Genomic DNA, 20,466 nt, shown 5'->3' with positions numbered 1-20,466 from the left:
CGGGTCGGTCGGTGCGATCGGGTCGGCCGGTGCACTCGGGTCGGCCGGGTTACGTGCGTGGGTGGCGGTGCGTGCGCCGGCTGAGGTCCGTGCGCCTGCCGGGGCGTGGGCGTCCGCCGGGGTGTGCGCGGCCGTCGGTGCGTGCGCGTCCGCCGGGGCGCTCGGGCGGCGGCGCTGCGGGCAGCGGTCGGGCCCCTCAGGTCAGCCTGGGTGCGTGCGCCGGCTGCGGTGCGTGCGCCGGCCGGGGCACCGGTGCCGGTCTGCGTGCTCATGCTCGCGGGTTCCCCTCGTCGATGGAACGGCCCGGAGCTGCTGCCCCCCGTGACGGCAGCTCCGGGCCCGTACGCCTGCGTGGTCCGCCGTCAGGCGGCTGCGGGCGTACCGTTCAGGGCGGTCAGCGGCGTCTCGGACAGCCCCAGCCGCTCGGCGGCGTCCAGGAGCTTGCGCAGCTCGGGGCTGCCCTGCCCGCCTCCCGCCGGTCCCATGAGCTTCATCAGCAGCGCCGACACGGTCATGTTCTGCACGTCGGCCGTCGACAGGGAGCCCAGCACCTTCGTCAGGTCCTCGGTGAAGCTCGCCGACCCGTCCAGCCACGGACCGGCCAGCGCCTGCGCGGTCTTGGACTGGTCAATGAAGCCGTCCAGGCTCCTGCCGAGCGACATCGCCCCGACGATCCGGTCGAAGAACGCGGACTCCCCGCCGACGATGCTGATGTCGGCCTTCTCCAGACCGGTCGCGAGCACCGCGGCCTGCGCCTCGGCGATCTGCCGCTGGGCGTCGAGGCCCGCGAGCCGCACGTCCTTCTCCGCCTCCAGGCGCAGGCGGTACTCCTCGTGCCCGCGCGACGCCTCGTCGAGGGCGGCCATGGCGGCGGCCTTCTCCTGGATGCCCCGCGCCTCCGCCTTCAGCCGCTCGGCGACCGCCTCGGCCTCGGCGAGCGCCTGGGCCCGCCGCCCCTCGGCCTGCGCCAGGGCCAGCGTCCGTGCGCCCTCGGCCTCGGCCTTGAGCCGCGCCTCGGTGGCCTCGGCCTCCGCCCGGCCGGCCTTCCCGATGACGTCCGCCTCCGCGTCCCGTACCCGCACGGCGGCCAGGCCCTCGGCGGCCTGCTCCGCCTTGACGCCCTCCGCGAGCCGCAGCTTGGCCTGCGCGTCCAGGTCCGCGGCCTTCAGCCGGGCCTCCGCCAGGGTCAGCTCCTCCGCGGCGCGGTGCACGGCCGCCTGCTCCGCGGCCTCCGCCGCCTTGATGTCCTTGACCAGCCGCTCCTGTGCCTCCGCCTCGGCCGCGATGACGAGGGCCTGCCGCTCCCGCTCCGCCTCCTCGACGGCCCGCAGCCGCTTGATGGACTCCTCCTGCTCGGCGACCGTGCGGTCCACGGCGACTCGCTCCCGGATGACCTCCGCGATGTCGCGGCGCTCCGCCTCCACCTCGCGCTCGGCGGAGATCCGGGTCAGCGAGGTCTCCCGCTCGCGGGCGATGACCTCCAGCTGGCGGTCCTTCTCGATCCGCTCGTTCTCGATCGCGATGACCCGCTCGCGGTTCTTCTCCGCGACCGCCACCTCGCGCGCCTGGTTCTCCCGCTGGACGCCGAGCTGCTCCTCGGTACGGAGGAAGGCGCTCTGCGCCCGCAGCCGCTCCTCCTCCACGACCCGCGCGGTCTCGGCCTCCTCGCGGGCCCGCACCGTCTCGATCTCCCGCCGCTGCTTGATCTCGGCGTCCGCCTCCCGGCGCTCCAGCTCCAGGATGGCCTCGCGGGCGTCGACGTTCTGGCGGGTGATCTCCTTCTGCTCGTGCTGGCGGGTCTCGTTGGTGCGGATGTGCTCGATGGCGGTCAGCTCGGTGATCTTGCGGATGCCCTGCGCGTCCAGGATGTTGTTCGCGTCGAGCTGGCTGAGCGGGGTCTGCTCCAGGTAGTCGATCGCGGCGTCCTCAAGGTGGTAGCCGTTGAGGTCGACGCCGATGACCTCGATGATCCGGTACCGCAGCTCCTCCCGCTTGGTGTAGAGGTCGATGAAGTCCATCTGCTTGCCGACGGTCTTCAGGGCCTCGGAGAACTTCGCGTTGAACAGCTCCTGGAGCGTGGCCTTGTCGCTGGCCCTGGCGGTGCCGATGGCCTGCGCGACCCTGATGACGTCCTCGGCGGTCTTGCTGACCCGGACGAAGAACGAGATGCGGATGTCGGCGCGGATGTTGTCCCGGCAGATCAGTCCGTCGCGGCCGGTGCGCGCGATCTCGATGGTCTTCACCGAGATGTCCATGACCTCGGCGCGGTGCAGCACCGGCAGGACGACCTGCCCGGTGAACGTGACGTCGATCTTGCGCATCTTCGACACGATGAGCGCCTTGCCCTGCTCCACCTTGCGGAAGAGCTTCGTGACGACGAGCAGCACCGTGGCGGTGATCAGCAGGACAGCGGCGATGAGCACGCCGATGCCCCAGGGGAAGGCGTCCATGGGAAATCCTTGCGGGTGAGGCGCGGGCACGCGTCCGCGGCAGGCTTGGCCGCGGGCCGTCTCGTGCGGGCCCGGGGCGCGGTGGGTGGTTTCGTACGGGCGGCTTGCCGGTCAGGCGGCCGCGAGCGGCTGCGGGGTGACCCAGAAGAACCCGCCGCTGTCGTCGTAGGCGTAGAGCAGGGCCCTGCTGCCGCGGGTGAGCGGCGGCTCACCGCCCAGTTGCCGTACGCGGACGACGGCGGGTGAGGCGCCCCGCACGGCGACCTCGGCCCGGCCGAACCCGTCGTCCACCCGGCCGGTGCGGATGGTGCAGGTCCGTCCCACGAGGTCGGGGCGGGGCGGCGCCTGTTCGTGCGGGCGCAGCCGCCGCCGCAGCCGGACGAGCAGCCGGGCCGACCGGTGGCCGACCAGGAGCGCCAGGGCGAGCACCGCGAGGGACAGCAGCGTGCGGGCCGGCCCCGGAGCGGTCAGCCGGTGCAGGGCCAGGGTCCCGGTGAGGCTGGTCAGCCAGCCGGTGAGGACGAGTACGGACACGGCCACCGCGGCGGGTACGCCGCCGAGCCCTGGCGCGCCGCGTCCCAGTGCGCCGGGCGGCAGGTCGCCGTCGAAGCTGCCGGGGTCCGCGGCGCCGACCAGCGCCAGCAGCCAGAAGGCCAGGACGACGATGAGCGCGGCCGTGAAGAGGAGCGTCGGGAACCCGGTGGCGGCAGTGCCGAACTCGCGCATTCCGATGCTCCCTCCGAGCGCCGCGGCCTTGGCACACGGCGGGGCGAGCGCCGTGCGCGGGGACGCCGGCGGCCGGTGCCGCGCCGGTGCCGGGAGCGGGCATGGTCTGCCGCATCCCGGCACCGGTTCGGTGGCCCCCGTTTCCTTGTGATGCATCTTGGCAAGGGATGTATGGCCCATGCATTGCCGGATTCCGGCAATCTTTACGGCACCTTGATGCCGACTCGGACGTCCCTCGCTGATGCGTCGTCAGTCGGCTGCGGCGCACAGCGCCCAGATGACGAGCACGCCGACCGCGATCGAGACGAGGGCCCACAGGGGCTGGTACGGCAGCCACAGGAAGTTGGCGACGACGGCGAGGGCCGCGACCGCCACACCGCCCACCCGCGCCCAGGAGGCACCGGCGAGGATTCCCCACCCGATGGCCGCCAGCAGCACGCCCAGCACCAGGTGGGTCCAGCCCCACGCGGTGGTGCTGAACTCGAAGACGTAGCCCCCGATGACGGCGAGGACATCGTCCTCCGCGATGCCGACGATGCCCTGGAGCATGCCGAGGACGCCCTGCACGAGCAGCAGCACCCCGGCGAACAGCACCCCCGCGGACGCCCAGCCGGTGCCGGCGGGCGGCGACGAGGGCGGAGGCCCGCCCTCGTGGTGGGCGTGGGCGTGCCCGGGCGCCATGTCATGGGCCCCTCCGGGGCCGGGCCCCTGCCGACCGGAACCGCTGTCGTGTCCGCCGCGTTCGCTCATCGCCCGCTCCAGCCCTTCTCGCCGTACGCGTACGAGCCAGCCTGCGGCGGCCGGGCGCGCCCGGCGACCGGTACGGGCCCGTCCGAGCGAACGGCCGCGCCACGGCTGCCTGCGGGGCGGTGGGTGGCTGAGGGGCGGTGGGGGTGCCTGTGGGGCGGCGGGTGGCTGAGGGGCGGTGGGGGAGGGGACAGGGCGGTCCCGGGGGCGACGGGTCGCAGTCAGGCGGGGGCGCTCCAGGGCCCGGGCGCTCCTCCGACCAGCGGGGAGCGAGCCGCAGCGGCCGCGGCCGGCGGGCGGGGCCCGCTTCGTCGGCACGCCAGCGCGCTCCGGGCCCCGGGCGCTCCCCCTGAGGCGGGGCGCGCCCGGGGCACCTCCGCCGTAGGGGACTTCCCGACGCGCGGGGCGTACCGGTGTACGCCCCGCACGGCTTCCCGCAGCACGCCGGCAGCGAGTACGTCCCCGCCGGTACGGCCATGGGTCGCCCGCACCGCCTACACGTACGGAGCGGCGCTGCCGAAGAGCGAGCGCGGGCAGATCGGCGCGGTGCTCCCGGCACCCTGGCGGCCCGCGAGGGTGCCGAGGTCAGCGGCGGCGCGGGCAAGCTCGCGGAGCCGTTCGGCCACCTCGCCGACCCGGACCCGGACTTCGCCGCCGTCGCCCCCCGTGGGCCCGGCGGAAGGGTCCGGAACGGCCGGGCGGCGCACCCGCCCGGTGCCTGCCCGCACAGAGCGCCACCGGGGCCCGGCGGGGGACCCGGCAGCGCCCGCGGACCTACTCCGTGAAGACCTCGCGCAGCTTGGCCTCCTGCTCGCTGTCCAGGTTCGACTGGATCAGCTGGGCGTGCCCGCCGGGGAACGCCTCCTTCACCCGCTCGACGACGGCGTCCTGCGACAGCAGGAACAGCGCGGACGTGCCGGGCGTCACCTGCGACTTGACGGACTCGATGAAGTCGTCGTCGATGCCGACGTCGACCATCTTGCCGCCCAGTGCCCCGGCGGCGGCGCCGATGGCGGCACCGAACAGCGGCATGAGGAAGATGAGCCCGAAGAGCATGCCCCAGAACATGCCCGACAGCGCACCGGCCCCGACGAGGTCGTGCAGCTGCTTGGTCCTGGGCTTCTTGGCGTCCTCGGGCCAGGTCGCGACCGCCGCGTCCAGGACCCGGATCAGCTCCTGCTTCTGCAGATCGAGCAGCACCCGCTCAGCGGCCTCCGCCCCCGCGGGCGTGTCGAACTTCCAGACGGTCAGGGTGGCCATGGGCATCCTCCGATGACGTAGCTGCCAAAAGGCACAGACTGTCCCATTAAACGCATAACGAACATCACCAGCAGATCGGAAAGAACGCCCACCCATCACGGAATCGCCCACCAGGCCCAACACACCGCACCCACCCACACCTGTCGAGCAACCACGCGGCTCCCTGCCCCACGGCAGCCCCCTCAGCGAGCCGCGCCCGCGAGGAGCAGCAGACGGCACCCCGACGCGATCACCGCACCCCCTGAGGCGCCGAAGCCCTTGTTGAGGGACGTGATGATCGGCGTCCGGTCGTTGATCCGGCCCATGGCCTCCAGGACCGCGCCGCGGCCTCGTTCACCGACGGTGGAGATGCCGTGGGCCTCGTCGAAGAACAGGAACAGGCCGTACTTCTCCTGGAGCCGCAGCGGTTCCCCGATCGGCGCTCTCCCGCCGGTGCTGTACACGCCGTCGGCGACGTACGCGACCAGGGGGTGCTTCCTGCAGAGGTCCCCAAGGGCCTCGATGTCGTTGTGCCGGATGGTGGTGAGCGGGGCCTCGTCGGCCACGGTCGGCTTCATCGCGTTGAGGCAGAAGTGCGCGTTCTTGTCGAAGACCATCAGCGGCGGCTCGCCGCCGGTGAGGAGGCCGACGCGAGCAGGGGCAGGCTCGCCCAGGCCGGCCGCGACGATGTCGAACATGCCGGCGTTGGTGGTGGTCTCCCAGAAATCGTGGCTGAAATCGTGGCTGATCCGCGCCGACTTCTTCATGTTCAGCCGCGCGTCCGTCGGCGTCGAGGCCCAGGGTGTCCGCCAGGCCGGACAGGACGCGCGGGTCGAGCCGCGGAATGGTTCCCCGCTCCAGGTCGCGGTACCAGCGCTCGCTCATGCCGATGTCGGCGGCGACCTATCCCACGGAACTCCCCGCCGCGTACCAGCGCACCCTGCGAGCCCTCACTGACATCACCGTTCAGGGAGCTCCGGCACGCTCGTAGCCGGCCCACAGCCTGCCGCCGACCTGCCCGAGTACGTCGTCCACGACGGCCGTGAGGGGCTCAATCCTCCCGGCCAGTACCTCCTGCAGACCGTGGTGGAGGCGTGTGCTGAGCCCTGGCGCGGTCGCCTCAAGGCGCCGTGCCAGCCACTTGCCGCCGCCACCCCACGACCCGCTGGCGGCCAGTGCCAGCTCACCGGTGCGCCGCACCAGTTCGGTCGCGACGAACAGGCACTCGCTCGGGTCGCTGCTTCCCGCGAGGTCGTCGAGCAGGTCGGTGATCGCGTAGCGGCGGTCGTCGATCTCTTCCCCCGACACGGGGTGCGGTCCTGCGGCGGTCAGCTTCCGGGCCTGTGCGGCGAGGCGCGCTCCGACTCCGTCGGTGTCGAAGAGCAGCAGCCCGTCGGCACACATCCACAGCAGCGGTGACCGGCGCTCGCGGATTGGGCCGTGCATAGAGCGGCGGTGTGTCAGGCGGGGCCGGAACCGATGAGAATGACGTTGCGGACCTCGCTCATGCCTTGGCCTCGGGCGCGATCTCCTCGATCAGGCCCTCGACGAGCTTCTTGATCTCGTCGCGGATCGGGCGGACGGCCTCGACGCCCTGGCCCGCCGGGTCCTCCAGTGTCCAGTCGAGGTAGCGCTTGCCCGGGAAGACGGGGCAGGTGTCGCCGCAGCCCATGGTGATGCAGACGTCGGACGCCTTGACCGCGTCGATGGTGAGGATCTTCGGGGTCTCGGCGGTGATGTCGATGCCGACCTCGCGCATCGCCTCGACGGCGGCGGGGTTGACCTGGTCGGCGGGGGCCGAGCCCGCGGAGCGGACCTCGACGCGGTCCCCGGCCAGGTGCGACAGCCACGCGGCGGCCATCTGGGAACGGCCGGCGTTGTGGACACAGACGAACAGGACGGAGGGCTTCTCGGACACAGCAGGTCTCTCTTGTCTCACGAAGAAATCAGGCGCGACTGAAATCAGCACCTGGTGGTGTCATTCACTGCTGATGTGAGAGTATCAGTGCATGATGACGTCAGTCGACACTGAGTTGATGCGGGTGCTGGGCGACCCCCTGCGCCTGCGGATCGTGACCCTGCTCGCCCGCGAGACGCTGTGCACCACCCACCTCGTCGAGGAGACCGGTGCCAGGCAGACCAACCTCTCCAACCACCTGAGAGTGCTGCGCGAGGCCGGGGTCGTCGAGACGGAGCCGTGCGGCCGCTTCACGTACTACAAGCTCCGCCCGGACGTCATCGCCTCCCTCGCCGGCCAGTTCGCCGAACTCGCCGAGTCCGCTCGTACCGCTGCGGAGAACAAGAGGGCCTGTCCGTGACCTCCACCCAAGCGCCCGCCCCGACCGAGGAGACCTCGGTCGTCGCGAAACTCTCGACGCTTGACCGATTTCTCGCCGTCTGGATCCTCCTGGCCATGGGCCTCGGACTGGGTCTGGGCCGAATCGTCCCCGGCTTGAACGACGCGCTCGCCAAGGTCGAGATCGGCGGCATCTCGCTGCCGATCGCCGTCGGCCTGCTGATCATGATGTACCCGGTCCTCGCGAAGGTCCGCTATGACAGGCTGGACGCCGTCACCGGCGACCGCAGGCTGATGGTCTCCTCGCTGGTCGTCAACTGGGTCCTCGGCCCGGCGCTCATGTTCGCGCTCGCCTGGACCTTCCTGCCCGACCTTCCCGAGTACCGCACCGGCCTGATCATCGTCGGTCTCGCGCGCTGCATCGCCATGGTGATCATCTGGAACGACCTGGCTTGCGGCGACCGCGAAGCGGCGGCCGTCCTGGTCGCCCTGAACTCGGTCTTCCAGGTCATCGCCTTCGGCGTCCTGGGCTGGTTCTACCTCGACCTGCTGCCGGGCTGGCTGGGCCTGAGCGAGGGCGAAACGCTCGACATCTCCCTGTGGGAGATCGCGCTCAACGTCGTCATCTTCCTCGGCGTCCCGCTCGCCGCCGGCTTCCTCACCCGCCGCATCGGCGAGAAGAAGCTGGGCCGCGAGTCGTACGAGGCGGTATTCCTGCCGAAGATCGGCCCCTGGGCCCTGTACGGCCTGCTCTTCACGATCGTCATCCTCTTCGCCCTGCAGGGCAAGACCATCACGTCGCAGCCGTTGGACGTGGCTCGGATCGCGATCCCGCTGCTCGTCTACTTCGCCGTGATGTGGTTCGGCACCTTCGCCCTCGGCAAGGCGATCGGCCTGACCTACGACCGCACCGCCACCCTCGCGTTCACCGCGGCCGGCAACAACTTCGAGCTCGCCATCGCCGTCGCCATCGCCACCTTCGGCGTCACCTCCGGCCAGGCGCTCTCCGGCGTCGTCGGCCCGCTCATCGAGGTGCCCGTCCTCGTGGCCCTCGTGTACGTGTCGCTGGCCTGGCGCAAGAGGTTCGCGACCGCTGAGGCGAAGTAAACCGCCGCATGCCGTCATCCGGTTGCCCCGCCGCACACAGGCGGGGCAACCGTGCAGGAAGGGAACGCCGGGACATGGGCAGGCAGCTGGACGCGGTCGTCATCGGCGGCGGCCAGGCCGGACTCGCGGCGGGCTACCACCTGCGCCGCCTCGGCCTGGACTTCGTCGTCCTCGACGCCCAGAGCACGCCCGGCGGCGCCTGGCAGCACACCTGGGACTCCCTGCGCCTGTTCTCCCCGGCCGCGTACTCCTCGCTCCCCGGCCGCCTCATGCCCCCGCAGCCCGGCCAGACGTACCCCGACGCCGACCACGTCGTCTCGTACCTCGCCGACTGCGAGCAGCGCTACGGACTCCCGGCCGTCCGGCCCGTACGCGTCGAAGGGGTCCACCGCGACGGCGAGTACCTGCGCGTGGAGAGCGCCGCCGGGGCCTGGCGTGCCCGCACCGTCATCAGCGCCACCGGCACCTGGTGGCGCCCCTTCATGCCCGCCGTCCCCGGCCGCACCGAGTTCCGGGGCGCCCAGCTCCACACGGTGGAGTACCGCCGCCCCGGCGACTTCGCGGGCCAGAAGGTGATCGTGGTCGGGGGCGGGAACTCGGGCGCCCAGATCGCCGCCGACCTCGCATACGAGACCGAGCTGACCTGGGTCACCCGGCGGCCCGCCCGCTTCCTCGCCGACGACATCGACGGCCGCGCCCTCTTCGACGCGGCGACCGCCCGCCGCCGCGCCCTCGACGAGCGTCGCGACGACACCGGGGGAGTCGCCTCGCTCGGCGACATCGTCGCTGTCCCGCCCGTTCGCGAGGCCCGCGACGCCGGCCTCCTCAAGGCCCAGCCGATGTTCACCCGCCTCACCGCGACCGGTGTGGAATGGGCCGACGGCACGGCCGCGGAAGCGGACGCGATCGTCTGGTGCACCGGCTTCCGCCCGGCCCTCTCCCACCTCGCCCCGCTGGGCCTGCGCGGCCCGCAGGGCCGCATCTCCACGGCGGGCACCCGGGCGCTGCGGGAACCGCGCCTCCACCTCCTCGGCTACGGCGACTGGACCGGCCCCGCCTCCGCCACCCTCATCGGCGTCGGCCGCCCGGCCCGCGAAGCCGCCCGCGCGATCGCCGAACTGCTCGGCCCGCGCTGACCGCGGGAAGCCGCTCCGGAGCGTCAGGAGAGCGTGGCGACGACCTCGCGGACCCGGGCGGCCGCCTTGGCGGGCAGCGGCGCGTAGGGGATCGAGTGCAGCTGTCCCTGCCCTTCCTCGCTCGCCGTGCAGGTGAGGAAGGACCTGAGCGCCGGACGGCTCTCCGGCTTGTTGCCGGTGTCGCAGACGATCTCGTACGTGACGAGGACGAGCGGGTACGCGCCGTCCGCGGAGGTCTCGTAGTCGCGCTGCAGCGTCAGGTCCCTGCCCTCGCCGACCGCCTCTGCCTCCGCGATGCCCGCCAAGGCGCTCTCTCGGTGCCGGGCGCCACCGGGTGGGAGGCACCCGTGTCGACGAGCACCGTGTGGATCATCCGCTCGGCGGCGAAGGACAGCTCGAAGCAGCCGACCGCCCCGTCCTCGGTCGGCACGCGGCCGTCGTCCGACAGCGCCTCGTCGGTGCCGCCGAAGGCGGTGGCCCCGCGCTGGACCTGCGCGACGCCGGCGCCGGACGAGCGGGTTGTAGACGAGCTGCACTCCCGGGCAGGCTTGCCGGTACTGCTCCATCCAGCGCTTCAGCGCGTTCTCCACGGCGCCGGAGCCGACGCCGTCATGGCCTTCCAGGGCTGGTCGCCGCCGGTCGCCAGACCGTTGCGGCCCTGGTGAGCAGTTGCCCCATGGCGGCGAGGACGGCCGGCTCGACGCGGTAGTAGACCCAGGTGCCGCGCCGCTCGGAGGAGAGCAGGCCGGCCTCCTTCAGCTTCTTCAGGTGGTGGGAGACCGTCGGTTGGGAGACGCCGACGTCGGAGATGTCGCACACGCACGCCTCGCCGCCCTCGTGGGAGGCGACGGCCGAGAACAGCCGCAGCCGGACCGGATCCCCCAGCGCCTTGAACATGACGGCGGTGCGTTCGGCCTCCTCGGCCGTCAGCGGGCGCTCGTCCAGCGGCGGGCAGCACGGTTCGACCTCGGGCTGGAGCAGGGGCAGCGCCTTGGTGTTCGACATATGTCTATGTTGACACATGTCGAACAAGCGCTCCAGGGGCTCAGGCCCGCTCCAGACGCCGGGCCGGGCGCCGCGCGACGCGCCGGGCATCTCGCCCCACTCCGCGGAGGGAGGCCGGCGACAGGCTCCGCTGCCACGCAAGACCCACATAGGCGAGACCTGGCCGGACGGTGGACGCGCCGTCCCGGTGCAGGGGCCTTCCCCCGTCGTCCAGCGCTCCGAGCGGTGCGAGGTGTGTGAGGTCGGGCCGGTATTCGGTGGCGAGGGCGATCGCGTCCACGTGCTCGGCCGTCCCGTCCGGCCGGATCGCCTCCGGGCCGTCGAGGCGCGTGAACATCGGGCCCAGGTCGGGCCGCCCGGCCGCGGGGGTGGCCCGGCCGCGAGGGTGGCCCGGCCGTGGGGGTGGCCCGGCCGTGGGGGTGGCCCGGTAGCGGCCGTCGTCGATGACGGCCATGGTCGCCGGGGTGCGCTGGAACCGGCCGAGAGGCGCGATGCCCCACCCGGTGACCTTCCGTCAGAAGTGAAGGTCCCGCCCGCCCAGCGGCCGCTGCGGGAACCAGCGGACCGGGGTGCGGCCGACGAGGCTGACCCTCGCCGGCCCGGACAGCTCGGCGGCGACCTGCACGGCGAAGTTCCCGGCCCCGACGACCACGACGCGCCGACCGGCGAACGCCTCGGGGGAGCGGTACTCCGACACGTGCAGAACGGTGCCGGTGAAGGAGTCCAGTCCCGGCAGTGTGGGCCGGTGCGGCCGGCCGAACCCGCCCGTCGCGGCGACCACGGCGCGCGCCCCGAGTTCCGCGCCGTCGGTGAACGTGATCCGGAACCCGTCGCCGTCGGCCCGCACCTGCTCGTCCCTCCGGCCCGTGCGTACCTCGGCGTCCAGGTGCTCGGCGTACCGCAGCAGGTGGTCGACGACCTCGTCCCGGCGGGGGTAGCGGTCGGGGTCACCTCCGAACGGCAGGCCCGGCAGTGAGCTGTACCGGGTCGGCGAGAACAGCGTGAGGCTGTCGTAGTAGTGCGGCCATGCGCCGGCGGCCTGCGCAGACGCCTCCAGGACGACGGGCGTGAACCCCCGCTCTCGCAGCGCGTGGACCGCGGCGAGCCCGGACTGCCCGCCACCGACCACGGCGACGTCGACCCGCTCTATGAGCACCCCCAGATTCGATCCATGTCTATGTTGACGCGCATCGAATCAGGAGGCATGCTGGCTGCGCAATCCATCGACAGACGTCGAAACAAAGAGGGGAACCGTCGTGAACGCCACCGCCACCGACCATCTGCCCGTCCTCGTGATCGGGGCCGGACCCGCCGGTCTGGCCGCCGCCGCCCACCTCGTCGAGCGCGGTCTCGAACCGCTGGTCCTGGAGGCCGGGCCGGCCGCGGGTGCGGCGGTGCGCGAGTGGTCGCACGTGCGGCTGTTCTCGACCTGGGGCGAGGTCACCGACCAGGCCGCCGAGAAGCTGCTGGCCCCCACCGGCTGGGTCAGGCCGGACGCCAAGACGTACCCGACCGGCGGCGACTGGGCGGAGCTCTACCTCCAGCCGCTCGCCGACATCCTCGGCGACAAGGTCCGCTACGGAGCGACGGTCACCGGCGTCTCGCGCGCGGGCCGCGACCGGATCGTCGACGCCGACCGCGAGACCCAGCCGTTCGTCGTCCATGTCACCCACGCCGACGGACGCGAGGAGCGGATCCCCGCCCGCGCGGTCATCGACGCCTCCGGCACCTGGTCCACCCCGAGCCCGGCCGGCGCCTCCGGCCTCCCTGCGCTCGGCGAGAAGGCAGCGGCCGACCGCGTCTCGTACCGCGTGCCCGACCTCAAGGACCCGGCCGTCCGCGCCCGTTACGCGGGCCGCCGTACTGCCGTCATCGGCTCCGGCGCTTCGGCGTTCACCGCGCTCGCCGCCCTCGCGGACCTGGCCAAGGCCGAGGATGGCGTGGGTACGAAGGCAATGTGGATCCTGCGCCGCGGCATCTCCGGGTCGACATTCGGCGGCGGTACGGCGGACCAGCTCCCGGCACGTGGGGCGCTGGGCCTGGCAGCGAAGGCCGCCGTGGACGAGGGCCACGCGGACGCGGTCACCGGCTTCCGTACGGAGGAGATCGCGCGCGACGACGAAGGCCACCTGGTCCTGGTGGCGGAGGACGGCCGCCGCCTCGACCCGGTCGACGAGATCATCGTCCTCACCGGCTTCCGCCCCGACCTGTCCTTCCACTCCGAACTCCGCCTCGGCCTCGACGAACGCCTCCAGGCCCCCGTCGAACTCGCCCCGCTCATCGACCCCAACCAGCACTCCTGCGGCACCGTCTACCCGCACGGCGTGAACGAGCTCTCCCACCCCGAGCAGGGCGTCTACCTGGTCGGCATGAAGTCCTACGGCCGCGCCCCGACCTTCCTCGCCCTCACCGGCTACGAGCAGGTCCGCTCCGTCGTCGCCGCCCTCGCCGGCGACCACGAGTCGGCGGAACGCGTCGAACTCGTCCTGCCCGAGACCGGAGTCTGCGGCGGCGCCGGCCTCTTCGACCAGCCCGACACCGACCAGCAGACCGACGGCGGCGGCTGCTGCGCCCCCGCCCCGGCGCCGATCCAGCTCGGCACCGCCACCCAGGCGCCGCCCTGCGGATCGTGACCGACCTCACCGCCCGGACGGACGGGGCCGCGAACGGGACGGGGGTCCGGTCGCGGCCCCGCGCCGTGCTGCCGGCGCTCTGCCTGACGCAGATCACCGGCTGGGGGATCGTCTCCTACGCCTTCCCCGTCCTGTACTCCCGCATCACGGCCGACACCAGCTGGTCGTCAGGCGCCACGACGGGCGCGTTCTCCCCGGCCCTTCTCGTCTCCGCGGCGGCAGGTGTGCCGACCGGCCGCGTCCTGGACCGACGCGGCCCGCACCTGGTCATGACAGCAGGCTCCGCCCTCGCCGTCATCGGCGTACTCGCCGTGGCAGCCGCCCCCAACCTCCCCATCCTCCACGCCGCCTGAGCCGTGACCGGCATCGCGATGGCCGCCACCTTCTACCAGCCCGCCTTCGCCGCCGTGACCCGGTGGTGGGGACCGGACCGCGTCCGCGCCCTCACGATCGTCACCCTCGCCGGCGGCCTCGCCTCCACCGTCTTCGCCCCGCTTACCGCCACCCTCGCCGAACACCTCGACTGGCGCACCACCTACCTCGTCCTGGCCTGCGTCCTCGCCACGATCACCCTCCCCGCCCACGGCCTCGCCCTCCGAGCCCCCTGGCCACCCACCCCGCAGCCCCAGCACCCCGAACAGCCGACCGGAGGAGGCGACCGCACCGCACGCAGCCGACCCTTCGCCCTGCTCGCCACCGCCTTCACCCATCCACCTGCTGCGGAACTCCTTCCGCTATGCCGCCCGCCAGGACTGGGACAAGATCGCCAAGCTCCTCAAGCCCGTCGGCACGGCGGCGAGCGAGGACGCGGCCCTGGAGCGGTTCGCCGAGTTCGCCGATGCCTGGGTCGGGAAGTGTCCGGCGATCGTGAGTCGGACACCTCGGTGGTCGGAAGCATGCGCCGCGCGCCTCCAAGGGCAGGCCGGCAGCCCTTGGCTTACTCGCCGGTAGCCGGAGCTCGCCCGACGATGTCCGACAGCGGTCCCTGGTAGGTGGTGCCAAGCTTGCGCACCACGCCCAAGGTGGGGCCGGGACCGTTCTTCATACGGCTCACGTAGTTCTCGGGCAGCAGTACTCGGTCGCCGACCTCGAGTGGCTTGCTCCCACACCAGCGGTAGGCGTACCCGCCAACGTCTACGACCTGATGGCCGTCGACCTCGTACACGCGCTTCGCGTCGTCCAGCTGCTCTTCAAGCTCCTTGACGCGTTGCTCGAGTCGTTTCGATCCGGGACTTGGAGAAGCTTGCGCTGCTCTCGCTTCGGACTTGTAGCCCTCGTTCCACCCGCGCCGATGAGCCTCGGCCACCGCCTTGTCCTGCTCCGTGGCATGCGTGCCGCACGCCACGTCCGACCCCGATATCCGGATCTTGCACGGGCTCCCCGAACGGGTCGGTCGCCCGCAGGTCCGGTTGTACTGGTCGGTCATGTGCGCTGGTCCCCTCTGGCAGAAGGCTGGTCGGGATCTTCTCCCGGATTGCTCCCGGGGGGAACGCAGCAATCGGTCGCGCTCGACGTGGCCGTGGAGCGGGCTCGCCGGAAGACCCTCGAAGCCCAGCGCAGGCCCTCGGCTGCCGACGGCTCCTGACCCGCTCCCGGAGTCGGCTCCCCAACCGACCCCGGAAACCACTCAGGGGCCTGATCCGATGTCTCGGATCAGGCCCCTGAGTGGTTTTACTGGCTGTCGGGGTGGCGGGATTTGAACCCACGACCTCTTCGTCCCGAATGAGGTCCGGGCAAGATCGACACCTGCGACCTTGGTAAAAATCCAGGTCAGAGGCTTGGCCCGGGTTGGTGTGGCGTGGGCTCGCGCGGTCTTTGGGAGAAGATCATCTCCCGGGTTTCTCCCAGCATCTGGGTGCTGTGGCCGCAGCCCGTATCCGTGCCGCACCGGTGAGTCGCATTGCGGAAGCGATTTTGCCCGGAGGGTCAGTCCGGCACAGCGACCGGCAGTCACACGCTGGCTACTGCCCGCTCCTCGGCTCGTGCCGCGTGGGCGTCCTCGGCCTCAACGGTGCAGCGCAAGAAAGCGCCGAAGCCTGCGTCGCCCATCTGCACTGGTCGGTCTCCGGACGATGGACGCCCAGTCGAGGGAGGGCACCCTGCTCGTCCCCGAACGGGGCGCGCATCTCCCGGCTGACCGCTTGTACGGGCGGAGCCTGCTGTGTGCTCCGGGTCTGCGGCCAGAGCCGCCGCCGGATCCCGGGGATGAACCGAATTTCAAATCGGGATCCCGCGACGCTGAACTTCACGCGTGGGTGCTATGTGGGTTAGTTGTTAACCATCTTCCTGGGTGACCTTTTTGGAAATCGCCCTGATGAGCTGCTCTCGGTTCATTCCGGAACGTCCAGGGATCTGAAGCCTGGAGGCGACGTCGTAAAGCTCGGATTTCGCAAGTGCACTCAGGACCGATTCTTTCGCCTGTGGTGGACGGTCCCGCTTAACTCCAGGAGGTTTGTGCCGGGAGGCCGGTGATACTTTGCTGCGTGTACGGCGTTCTTCTCGATCAAAGAGTGATTCCCGGTCTTCGCTCAGGTGTATGGCATTCAGCGTCCGCATAACGTCGCGGCAGAACTGATCAGCTGATCTTAGGGCGGCATCCAGGGCGGCATCCAGGGCGGTGATGTCGGCTGGAAGGTGTCTTCTGAGACGGCAGGCATTGGCCAGATTCGCCGCTGCCAGGGATGCGTCTGCGGTCGCTTCAGATAGGTCGTCAGTGTCATCGCACATGGTCATCTCGACAGCCGTACGGACAAGGCGGAGAGCTATCAGCCGCAGCCAGGTATCCCGGAGCCCGTCGGGTGTCACGACGGCTCGGTACCCGTTGATCAACTCAATGAGACCCTCGGGTGGATCTTGGTTGGGGTCGGCGCGGACTGCGGCGTCGAGCTCGGCCTTGGCGAGCAACACGCCGAGCAGCGTCGGCTCGTCACCCACGTGCGGGCCGTGTGGCCGGGCCTGTGGATCGGTGATCGGTGCAGCCCCCAACGCATCGAGCGCGCGGTGTAGAGATCGCGCGCTCGATGGGCCCGAGCGCGATGATCGCGTCATGTTGTTGGCGGGTGTCTGGTGAGGCTGGCGTTATGACCGACTGGCGGCCACACGGCGCCGGCTCTTTCCCTTACCCTTCACCGGTGTGGGCATAGCTGCGCTCGCCTTACGCATGCGCTCGGAGACACGCAGCATGTGCCCTATGTCCTCCTGATACATGGCAAGGACTTCGTAGTTTCGGACATCCTCGCCGAGCGGATTGATCCATCCGGACAGGAGCCGCCTGAGCTCCGTATCGATCCGCCGCAGTCGCCAGGTGAGGTTTTCGGCAATCTTCGCTGGGTCCACCGTGATCAGGTAGCCCCCTCGATAGGAGAGAAACGCCTTTCCCTTTTCCATCGTGAGGTAATCGCGGACGTAGCCCTTCAGCCTGGTGAACTGGCTTTCTGTCGCGTGTGTCTTCGCCAGGAGCTCGTCGCGCGAAACGAGGACATCCTCACCGGCCTGCTCCATGACCCGCCAGGAGAGTTCGGCGAGGTGCTGCGTGGGTACCGGCGGAGTTCGCGAAGGTGTCGCGGCGGCCTTTGCCGCCGACTTCGCTGGAGCCGAACGCGCGGTCATATCGAGTCATCGCCTTCTTCGAGGATGCGTGCCAGCTCCTCGTCCATCGTCTTGTCGCCAGTCGTGACGACGCTGTCACACCAATCCAGTGCTGCTCGGATGCGACGGTGGTTGTCCAAGACCGCGCGCACTTCGCGGTCAGTGAACTCGGCCACGTGTAGACCTGGGATCAGTCGCTGCATCTCAACCAAGAAGCTCGTGCCGACCCCGATCAGTTCGAGCACTTCGCTCGATGCGCGGGTGTAATCCACCGCTGGCTCGCGGCGGCGCATCTCTCGCTTGGTGGCGGCCTCTTCGACCTCCTCCTCCTGTTCCTCCTCTTCATGGGCCGCGGCGAACCGGGCCTGGGCGGCCTGCATACGCTGCTCATGGTGGGCGCGGTACAGGATGCGCTGGTTAGAGGTGTCGCCCATGACCCGGTGAGCCACGTCAGGTCGCCGGATCAGCTCCCCGACCGCTTCCGCGGCACTCTCGTCCTGGTCCAAGATCACTCGGACTCGGTCGAGCTTCTCTGCCTTGGTCAGCGGACGGTGCGGGAGGCGCCCGGCGTAGCTGAGGGCCTTGTCCTCGGTCCAGCGTTCCATCCCGCGAGGTGGGTTGTGTATCAGCTCAAAGCGGTCGTTCAGTGATTCCAGGGCGCGGTGTATCGACCATGAGACGCCGGGCGCTCGCTTCTCCGGAGGCCAGTGGGACGCCGTGAATCGATATCCGAGCAGTGTGTGGACGTTGATACCGATGGAGTCAGCGAATCGGTCCATGATGGGGAAGACGCCCCGATTGCCGCCGTTCCGCTGGCTCGGCACCATCTTCAGGGTCAAGTCACCGAGCTGGAACTGGATGCTCGTCTCTTCTTGCACCAGGTCGCGGCCCTGCTTGATGTAGCGAGCCCATTGCCGGTCACTGAACTGCTTCGGGAACGGGCTGACGATCTTCTGCCTGACCATGATGCCTCCACCGGCCCGGCGCGCCGGTGAGGCGGTGGCGCCTGTGGCCGTTCGGTGCTTTGCGGATATATGGCATAAAATGGCTGCTTTCAGTGTGCGCCTGCCTGTCCAGGGCTTCAAGCCCAGGTGGGAGGGTCGTCCCGCTCCGAGGTAGCCTCCAGGTAGCGAGGTGGTAACGCGCAGCAACCCTGGTCGGACGGGTGCGATCAAGGTGGCAATCAGTTGCTCCCGCAGCTACCCGGCCGGGTAGCGGAGCCGCCAGCGCGAGGCGGCCGTGAACGCAGAGCTAGCTGACGAGGGGTTGCGCGGGCGGTGGTTAGCGCCTACGCTCTGTCGGCATATCACGCATGCCCGAAAGTAGCGTGCACGTAGCAGGGCGAAGGAGTTCACTCCTCGCCCTTTTTTATGTCCGGTCCGAGGCGCCGCCTCCCGGTCCATCGCCTCACCTTCCTCTTCCCAAGGCCCCGTTCGGCAGCGAACGGGGCCTTTCGCATGCCCACACCAGCGGGCTCTCGAAAGGCAGGTCTCCCATGCATCCCGACTTCAGCCACGATGCCGAAGCAGCCGCGATCTACCGTCTCCTGCGTTCTGAGCCCGCTCCTGCGCCCTTGGCCAAGATCCCCACGCCGGCGGACATGCCTCGACGTCGGACGAGGCCCTCCTCTGCGGCCGACATCGCACGGGCGGAGGGCCTCGACCTCGGGCTGGGTCGGAAGCCACTGCATAAGACCACTGGGCAGCGGAGGTCGCGTCAGGGCTACAGGAGGCCGACAGAACCGAGCGTCGAAGCGCTCGTGTTCCAGCTCGCTCTGGCCACGCTTCCCGGCTGTGACCGTGGCGCCGCCTGGAATCTGGCGCGGGCCTGGGGTAGGACCGGTTGCGCAGGACGGGCGGAGGTACTCGGGTGGGCGGCGCTTGTTGGCGTGCGCAATCCCCACGTCGTCGAGCAACTGCGAGCCCACGGAATTACTGCAGACGTCCTGGAGACTCGAATCGATGGCACTACCGCTCGAAGCCGACTGCGCAACGGTGAGAGCGCTGGCAGTGTCATCGCAGCACTGCTCCAACAGTGCGATGCTGAACGCCACTGACACGCAAGCCGCGGCCATCGGTACTCTCACAGCCTATGGTGAGGGGAACTACAGCTCGCGTAGGCCGGTCAGGACGCGCCCGATGAGAATGGGGGCGGCTCGGTGGCCGCCAGCGTCTGGCCCGCCGAGGCCGGGCTTGGGCCGAGGGGGTACCTCTGCCCACACGGTCTTTCCTGATCGGGGCCGCGGCTGGTAGTAGCCCCAGCGGGTGGCCATGGCCTGGACGAGAAGGAGTCCGCGGCCCCCGGTAGCGCTGGCATCGTCGGCGCGGGGTACTGGCGGCTGGGGGGCGGGGGCGCTGACCGCGAGCACGATGCCGCCTTCGGTGGGCCAGAGCCTGACAACGATCGTGCCGGGGCCGGCGGATTCAGCGGTGGCGGTTTCGGACGTCTCCGTCGGCCGAGCGTGCGGGATGGCGTTGGTGGCCAGCTCGGATATGAGGAGTCGGGCGACCTCGGTGCCATCGGGCGGGAAGCGCCAGCGCTGGAGGATGTCGACGGTGTGGCGGCGGGCCCAGGCGACGGCGTTGGGAGTGGCAGCGAGGGTCAGCTCGCTGATGGACGGGTGGACCTGGTTCATGCGGGTGCCTCCCTCGGCGGCGTGGCCGGGCGAGTGCGTGGCGCCGTGGCGTGGTGGAGGCCCGCGGGTCCGGGGCGGCTAGGCACGGGCATCCCGGACCCGCGGGCTGCTTGAGGGGCTACTTCGTGGCGACGACGTAGACGCTGCCCCAGCGGCGCTTGGGGTTCGCCATGGTGGGGTCGAAGGTCCAGGGCTCGACGCTGGTGAAGCCCGCTTCGGTGAAGAGCTGGATGAGCTTCTCGTGGTCGTAGGCCCACAGGTGCGGGGTGTAGGCCGGGTCGTCGTCTTGGTCGCGGAAGACGAGGTTGACGAGGTCGAGCCGGGTGTTGATGTCGGCACGGCAGTCGCGTTTGGTGTACCAGCGGGCGATCGTCTCGTCGGAGTCGTCGACGGGGTCGGGGTACTGGCTCAGGGCGAAGGCGGCGTCGGGGACGCCAGTGATGATCCGGCCGCCCCGTACGAGGACGCGGTGGGCCTCGCGGGCGTAGTGCTTGGCGGAGCGGGGGTAGTCGATGTGTTCCAGGAAGTGCTCGGAGAAGATCTCGTCGGTGCTGTCGTCCTGGAGGGGGATGCCTTCGCGGATGTCCCAGAGGAGGTCGGCCGGGGGAACGAGGTCGATGTTGAAGAAGCCGTCGATGCGGTGGGCTCCGCCGCCGATCTGGACCTTGGCGGGCTTGTCGTCGATGCGGCCGTTGGGCCAGGCGCGGCGGCTGGCGTGGTGGTGGCGGTGGAGGTCGATCTCCTTGGCAGCGGCTCGCAGCGAGCGGGCGAGGCCGTGTGTGGTGGCGGGGTCGGTGAGGACGGCGTTGATCTGCCGGCTGAGGAGGTCGATGGAGGGCATGCCGGAGGGACTCATCACGGATCTCCTGCGTGTGAGGTTGCTCAGGATGGGTGGGCCGCGCGT

General features: G+C 70.7%; 20 protein-coding genes and 3 pseudogenes. 6 read left to right on the top strand and 17 right to left on the bottom strand.

Features of this window, described 5'->3' with window-relative positions; translation table 11 throughout:
* Positions 1–362 precede the first annotated feature (362 nt).
* The 7 genes and pseudogenes from L6E17_RS18105 to L6E17_RS18070 form a co-directional block, all read right to left on the bottom strand.
* Positions 363–2,450 carry a flotillin family protein gene (locus L6E17_RS18105; protein WP_236241800.1) on the bottom strand — a complete coding sequence of 696 codons (2,088 nt, stop codon included), beginning with the start codon at positions 2,448–2,450 and terminating at the stop codon, positions 363–365.
* A gap of 111 nt (positions 2,451–2,561) precedes the next feature.
* Positions 2,562–3,176, bottom strand: coding sequence for a hypothetical protein (locus tag L6E17_RS18100; protein ID WP_236241799.1), 615 nt, complete (start codon positions 3,174–3,176; stop codon positions 2,562–2,564).
* Positions 3,177–3,425: 249 nt separating this feature from the next.
* On the bottom strand, positions 3,426–3,857 hold the full coding sequence (locus L6E17_RS18095) for a hypothetical protein (protein WP_236241798.1): 432 nt from the start codon (positions 3,855–3,857) through the stop codon (positions 3,426–3,428).
* 840 nt (positions 3,858–4,697) lie between these two features.
* The gene (locus L6E17_RS18090) at positions 4,698–5,183 is read right to left on the bottom strand and encodes a DUF1269 domain-containing protein (RefSeq protein ID WP_236241797.1); all 486 of its coding nucleotides are present in this window, start codon (positions 5,181–5,183) and stop codon (positions 4,698–4,700) included.
* Between the two features lie 182 nt (positions 5,184–5,365).
* Positions 5,366–5,929, bottom strand: a complete 564-nt coding sequence (locus tag L6E17_RS18085) for an aminotransferase class I/II-fold pyridoxal phosphate-dependent enzyme (RefSeq protein ID WP_236241796.1) — start codon at positions 5,927–5,929, stop codon at positions 5,366–5,368.
* A 199-nt stretch (positions 5,930–6,128) separates the two neighbouring features.
* Positions 6,129–6,596: pseudogene (locus L6E17_RS18075) on the bottom strand (nucleotidyltransferase domain-containing protein); the annotation flags it as partial.
* A 70-nt stretch (positions 6,597–6,666) separates the two neighbouring features.
* Positions 6,667–7,080 carry an arsenate reductase ArsC gene (locus L6E17_RS18070; protein ID WP_236241795.1) on the bottom strand — a complete coding sequence of 138 codons (414 nt, stop codon included), beginning with the start codon at positions 7,078–7,080 and terminating at the stop codon, positions 6,667–6,669.
* A 91-nt stretch (positions 7,081–7,171) separates the two neighbouring features.
* On the opposite strand from L6E17_RS18070, the gene L6E17_RS18065 reads away from it, so the two are divergent.
* The 3 genes from L6E17_RS18065 to L6E17_RS18055 all read left to right on the top strand — a co-directional run bounded on the left by L6E17_RS18065 (position 7,172) and on the right by L6E17_RS18055 (position 9,701).
* Complete coding sequence (locus tag L6E17_RS18065; protein ID WP_031131156.1) at positions 7,172–7,480, top strand: helix-turn-helix transcriptional regulator; 309 nt, start codon at positions 7,172–7,174, stop codon at positions 7,478–7,480.
* Positions 7,477–8,565, top strand: coding sequence for an ACR3 family arsenite efflux transporter (gene arsB, locus L6E17_RS18060; protein ID WP_308315896.1), 1,089 nt, complete (start codon positions 7,477–7,479; stop codon positions 8,563–8,565). Before L6E17_RS18065 ends, arsB begins: the two co-directional genes overlap by 4 nt.
* Before the next feature lie 74 nt (positions 8,566–8,639).
* On the top strand, positions 8,640–9,701 hold the full coding sequence (locus L6E17_RS18055) for an ArsO family NAD(P)H-dependent flavin-containing monooxygenase (RefSeq protein ID WP_236241794.1): 1,062 nt from the start codon (positions 8,640–8,642) through the stop codon (positions 9,699–9,701).
* 23 nt (positions 9,702–9,724) lie between these two features.
* On the opposite strand, the gene L6E17_RS18050 is transcribed toward L6E17_RS18055, so the two are convergent.
* From L6E17_RS18050 to L6E17_RS31025, 4 genes are all read right to left on the bottom strand, one after another.
* Positions 9,725–10,006, bottom strand: coding sequence for a hypothetical protein (locus tag L6E17_RS18050; protein ID WP_236241793.1), 282 nt, complete (start codon positions 10,004–10,006; stop codon positions 9,725–9,727).
* Positions 10,007–10,310: 304 nt separating this feature from the next.
* Positions 10,311–10,706 carry a helix-turn-helix transcriptional regulator gene (locus L6E17_RS18045; protein WP_236241792.1) on the bottom strand — a complete coding sequence of 132 codons (396 nt, stop codon included), beginning with the start codon at positions 10,704–10,706 and terminating at the stop codon, positions 10,311–10,313.
* 40 nt (positions 10,707–10,746) lie between these two features.
* Positions 10,747–11,160 (bottom strand): hypothetical protein, encoded by a 414-nt coding sequence (locus tag L6E17_RS31030; RefSeq protein WP_308315895.1) that lies wholly within the window; start codon positions 11,158–11,160, stop codon positions 10,747–10,749.
* Between the two features lie 60 nt (positions 11,161–11,220).
* On the bottom strand, positions 11,221–11,862 hold the full coding sequence (locus L6E17_RS31025) for an NAD(P)-binding domain-containing protein (protein WP_308315894.1): 642 nt from the start codon (positions 11,860–11,862) through the stop codon (positions 11,221–11,223).
* Between the two features lie 100 nt (positions 11,863–11,962).
* Between L6E17_RS31025 and L6E17_RS18035 the strand changes: the two genes are divergently transcribed.
* From L6E17_RS18035 to L6E17_RS18025, 3 genes and pseudogenes are all read left to right on the top strand, one after another.
* Positions 11,963–13,339 (top strand): FAD-dependent oxidoreductase, encoded by a 1,377-nt coding sequence (locus L6E17_RS18035; protein ID WP_236241791.1) that lies wholly within the window; start codon positions 11,963–11,965, stop codon positions 13,337–13,339.
* A pseudogene (locus L6E17_RS18030) lies at positions 13,336–14,046 on the top strand (MFS transporter); the annotation flags it as partial. The gene L6E17_RS18035 and the pseudogene L6E17_RS18030, both read left to right, overlap by 4 nt.
* A 1-nt stretch (position 14,047) precedes the next feature.
* Positions 14,048–14,209: pseudogene (locus tag L6E17_RS18025) on the top strand (transposase); the annotation flags it as partial.
* A 67-nt stretch (positions 14,210–14,276) separates the two neighbouring features.
* On the opposite strand, the gene L6E17_RS18020 reads toward L6E17_RS18025, so the two are convergent.
* From L6E17_RS18020 to L6E17_RS17995, 6 genes are all read right to left on the bottom strand, one after another.
* On the bottom strand, positions 14,277–14,765 hold the full coding sequence (locus L6E17_RS18020; RefSeq protein ID WP_236241790.1) for a hypothetical protein: 489 nt from the start codon (positions 14,763–14,765) through the stop codon (positions 14,277–14,279).
* A gap of 848 nt (positions 14,766–15,613) precedes the next feature.
* The gene (locus tag L6E17_RS31020; RefSeq protein WP_236241789.1) at positions 15,614–16,273 is read right to left on the bottom strand and encodes a Rho termination factor N-terminal domain-containing protein; all 660 of its coding nucleotides are present in this window, start codon (positions 16,271–16,273) and stop codon (positions 15,614–15,616) included.
* A gap of 144 nt (positions 16,274–16,417) precedes the next feature.
* Positions 16,418–16,948: a hypothetical protein gene (locus L6E17_RS18010; protein WP_236241788.1), complete on the bottom strand. Its 531-nt coding sequence runs from the start codon at positions 16,946–16,948 to the stop codon at positions 16,418–16,420.
* Positions 16,945–17,892: a DUF6192 family protein gene (locus L6E17_RS18005; RefSeq protein WP_236241787.1), complete on the bottom strand. Its 948-nt coding sequence runs from the start codon at positions 17,890–17,892 to the stop codon at positions 16,945–16,947. Before L6E17_RS18005 ends, L6E17_RS18010 begins: the two co-directional genes overlap by 4 nt.
* Positions 17,893–19,031: 1,139 nt before the next feature.
* Positions 19,032–19,562, bottom strand: a complete 531-nt coding sequence (locus tag L6E17_RS18000; RefSeq protein WP_236241786.1) for an ATP-binding protein — start codon at positions 19,560–19,562, stop codon at positions 19,032–19,034.
* Positions 19,563–19,680: 118 nt separating this feature from the next.
* The gene (locus L6E17_RS17995) at positions 19,681–20,418 is read right to left on the bottom strand and encodes a methyltransferase domain-containing protein (protein ID WP_236241785.1); all 738 of its coding nucleotides are present in this window, start codon (positions 20,416–20,418) and stop codon (positions 19,681–19,683) included.
* Positions 20,419–20,466: the final 48 nt, after the last annotated feature.

Source organism: Streptomyces sp. CC228A (genome assembly GCF_021390935.1).
GTDB lineage: Bacteria > Actinomycetota > Actinomycetes > Streptomycetales > Streptomycetaceae > Streptomyces.
The sequence above is the reverse complement of the archived record's forward strand: the minus strand, read 5'-3'. Positions and strand labels throughout refer to the sequence as shown.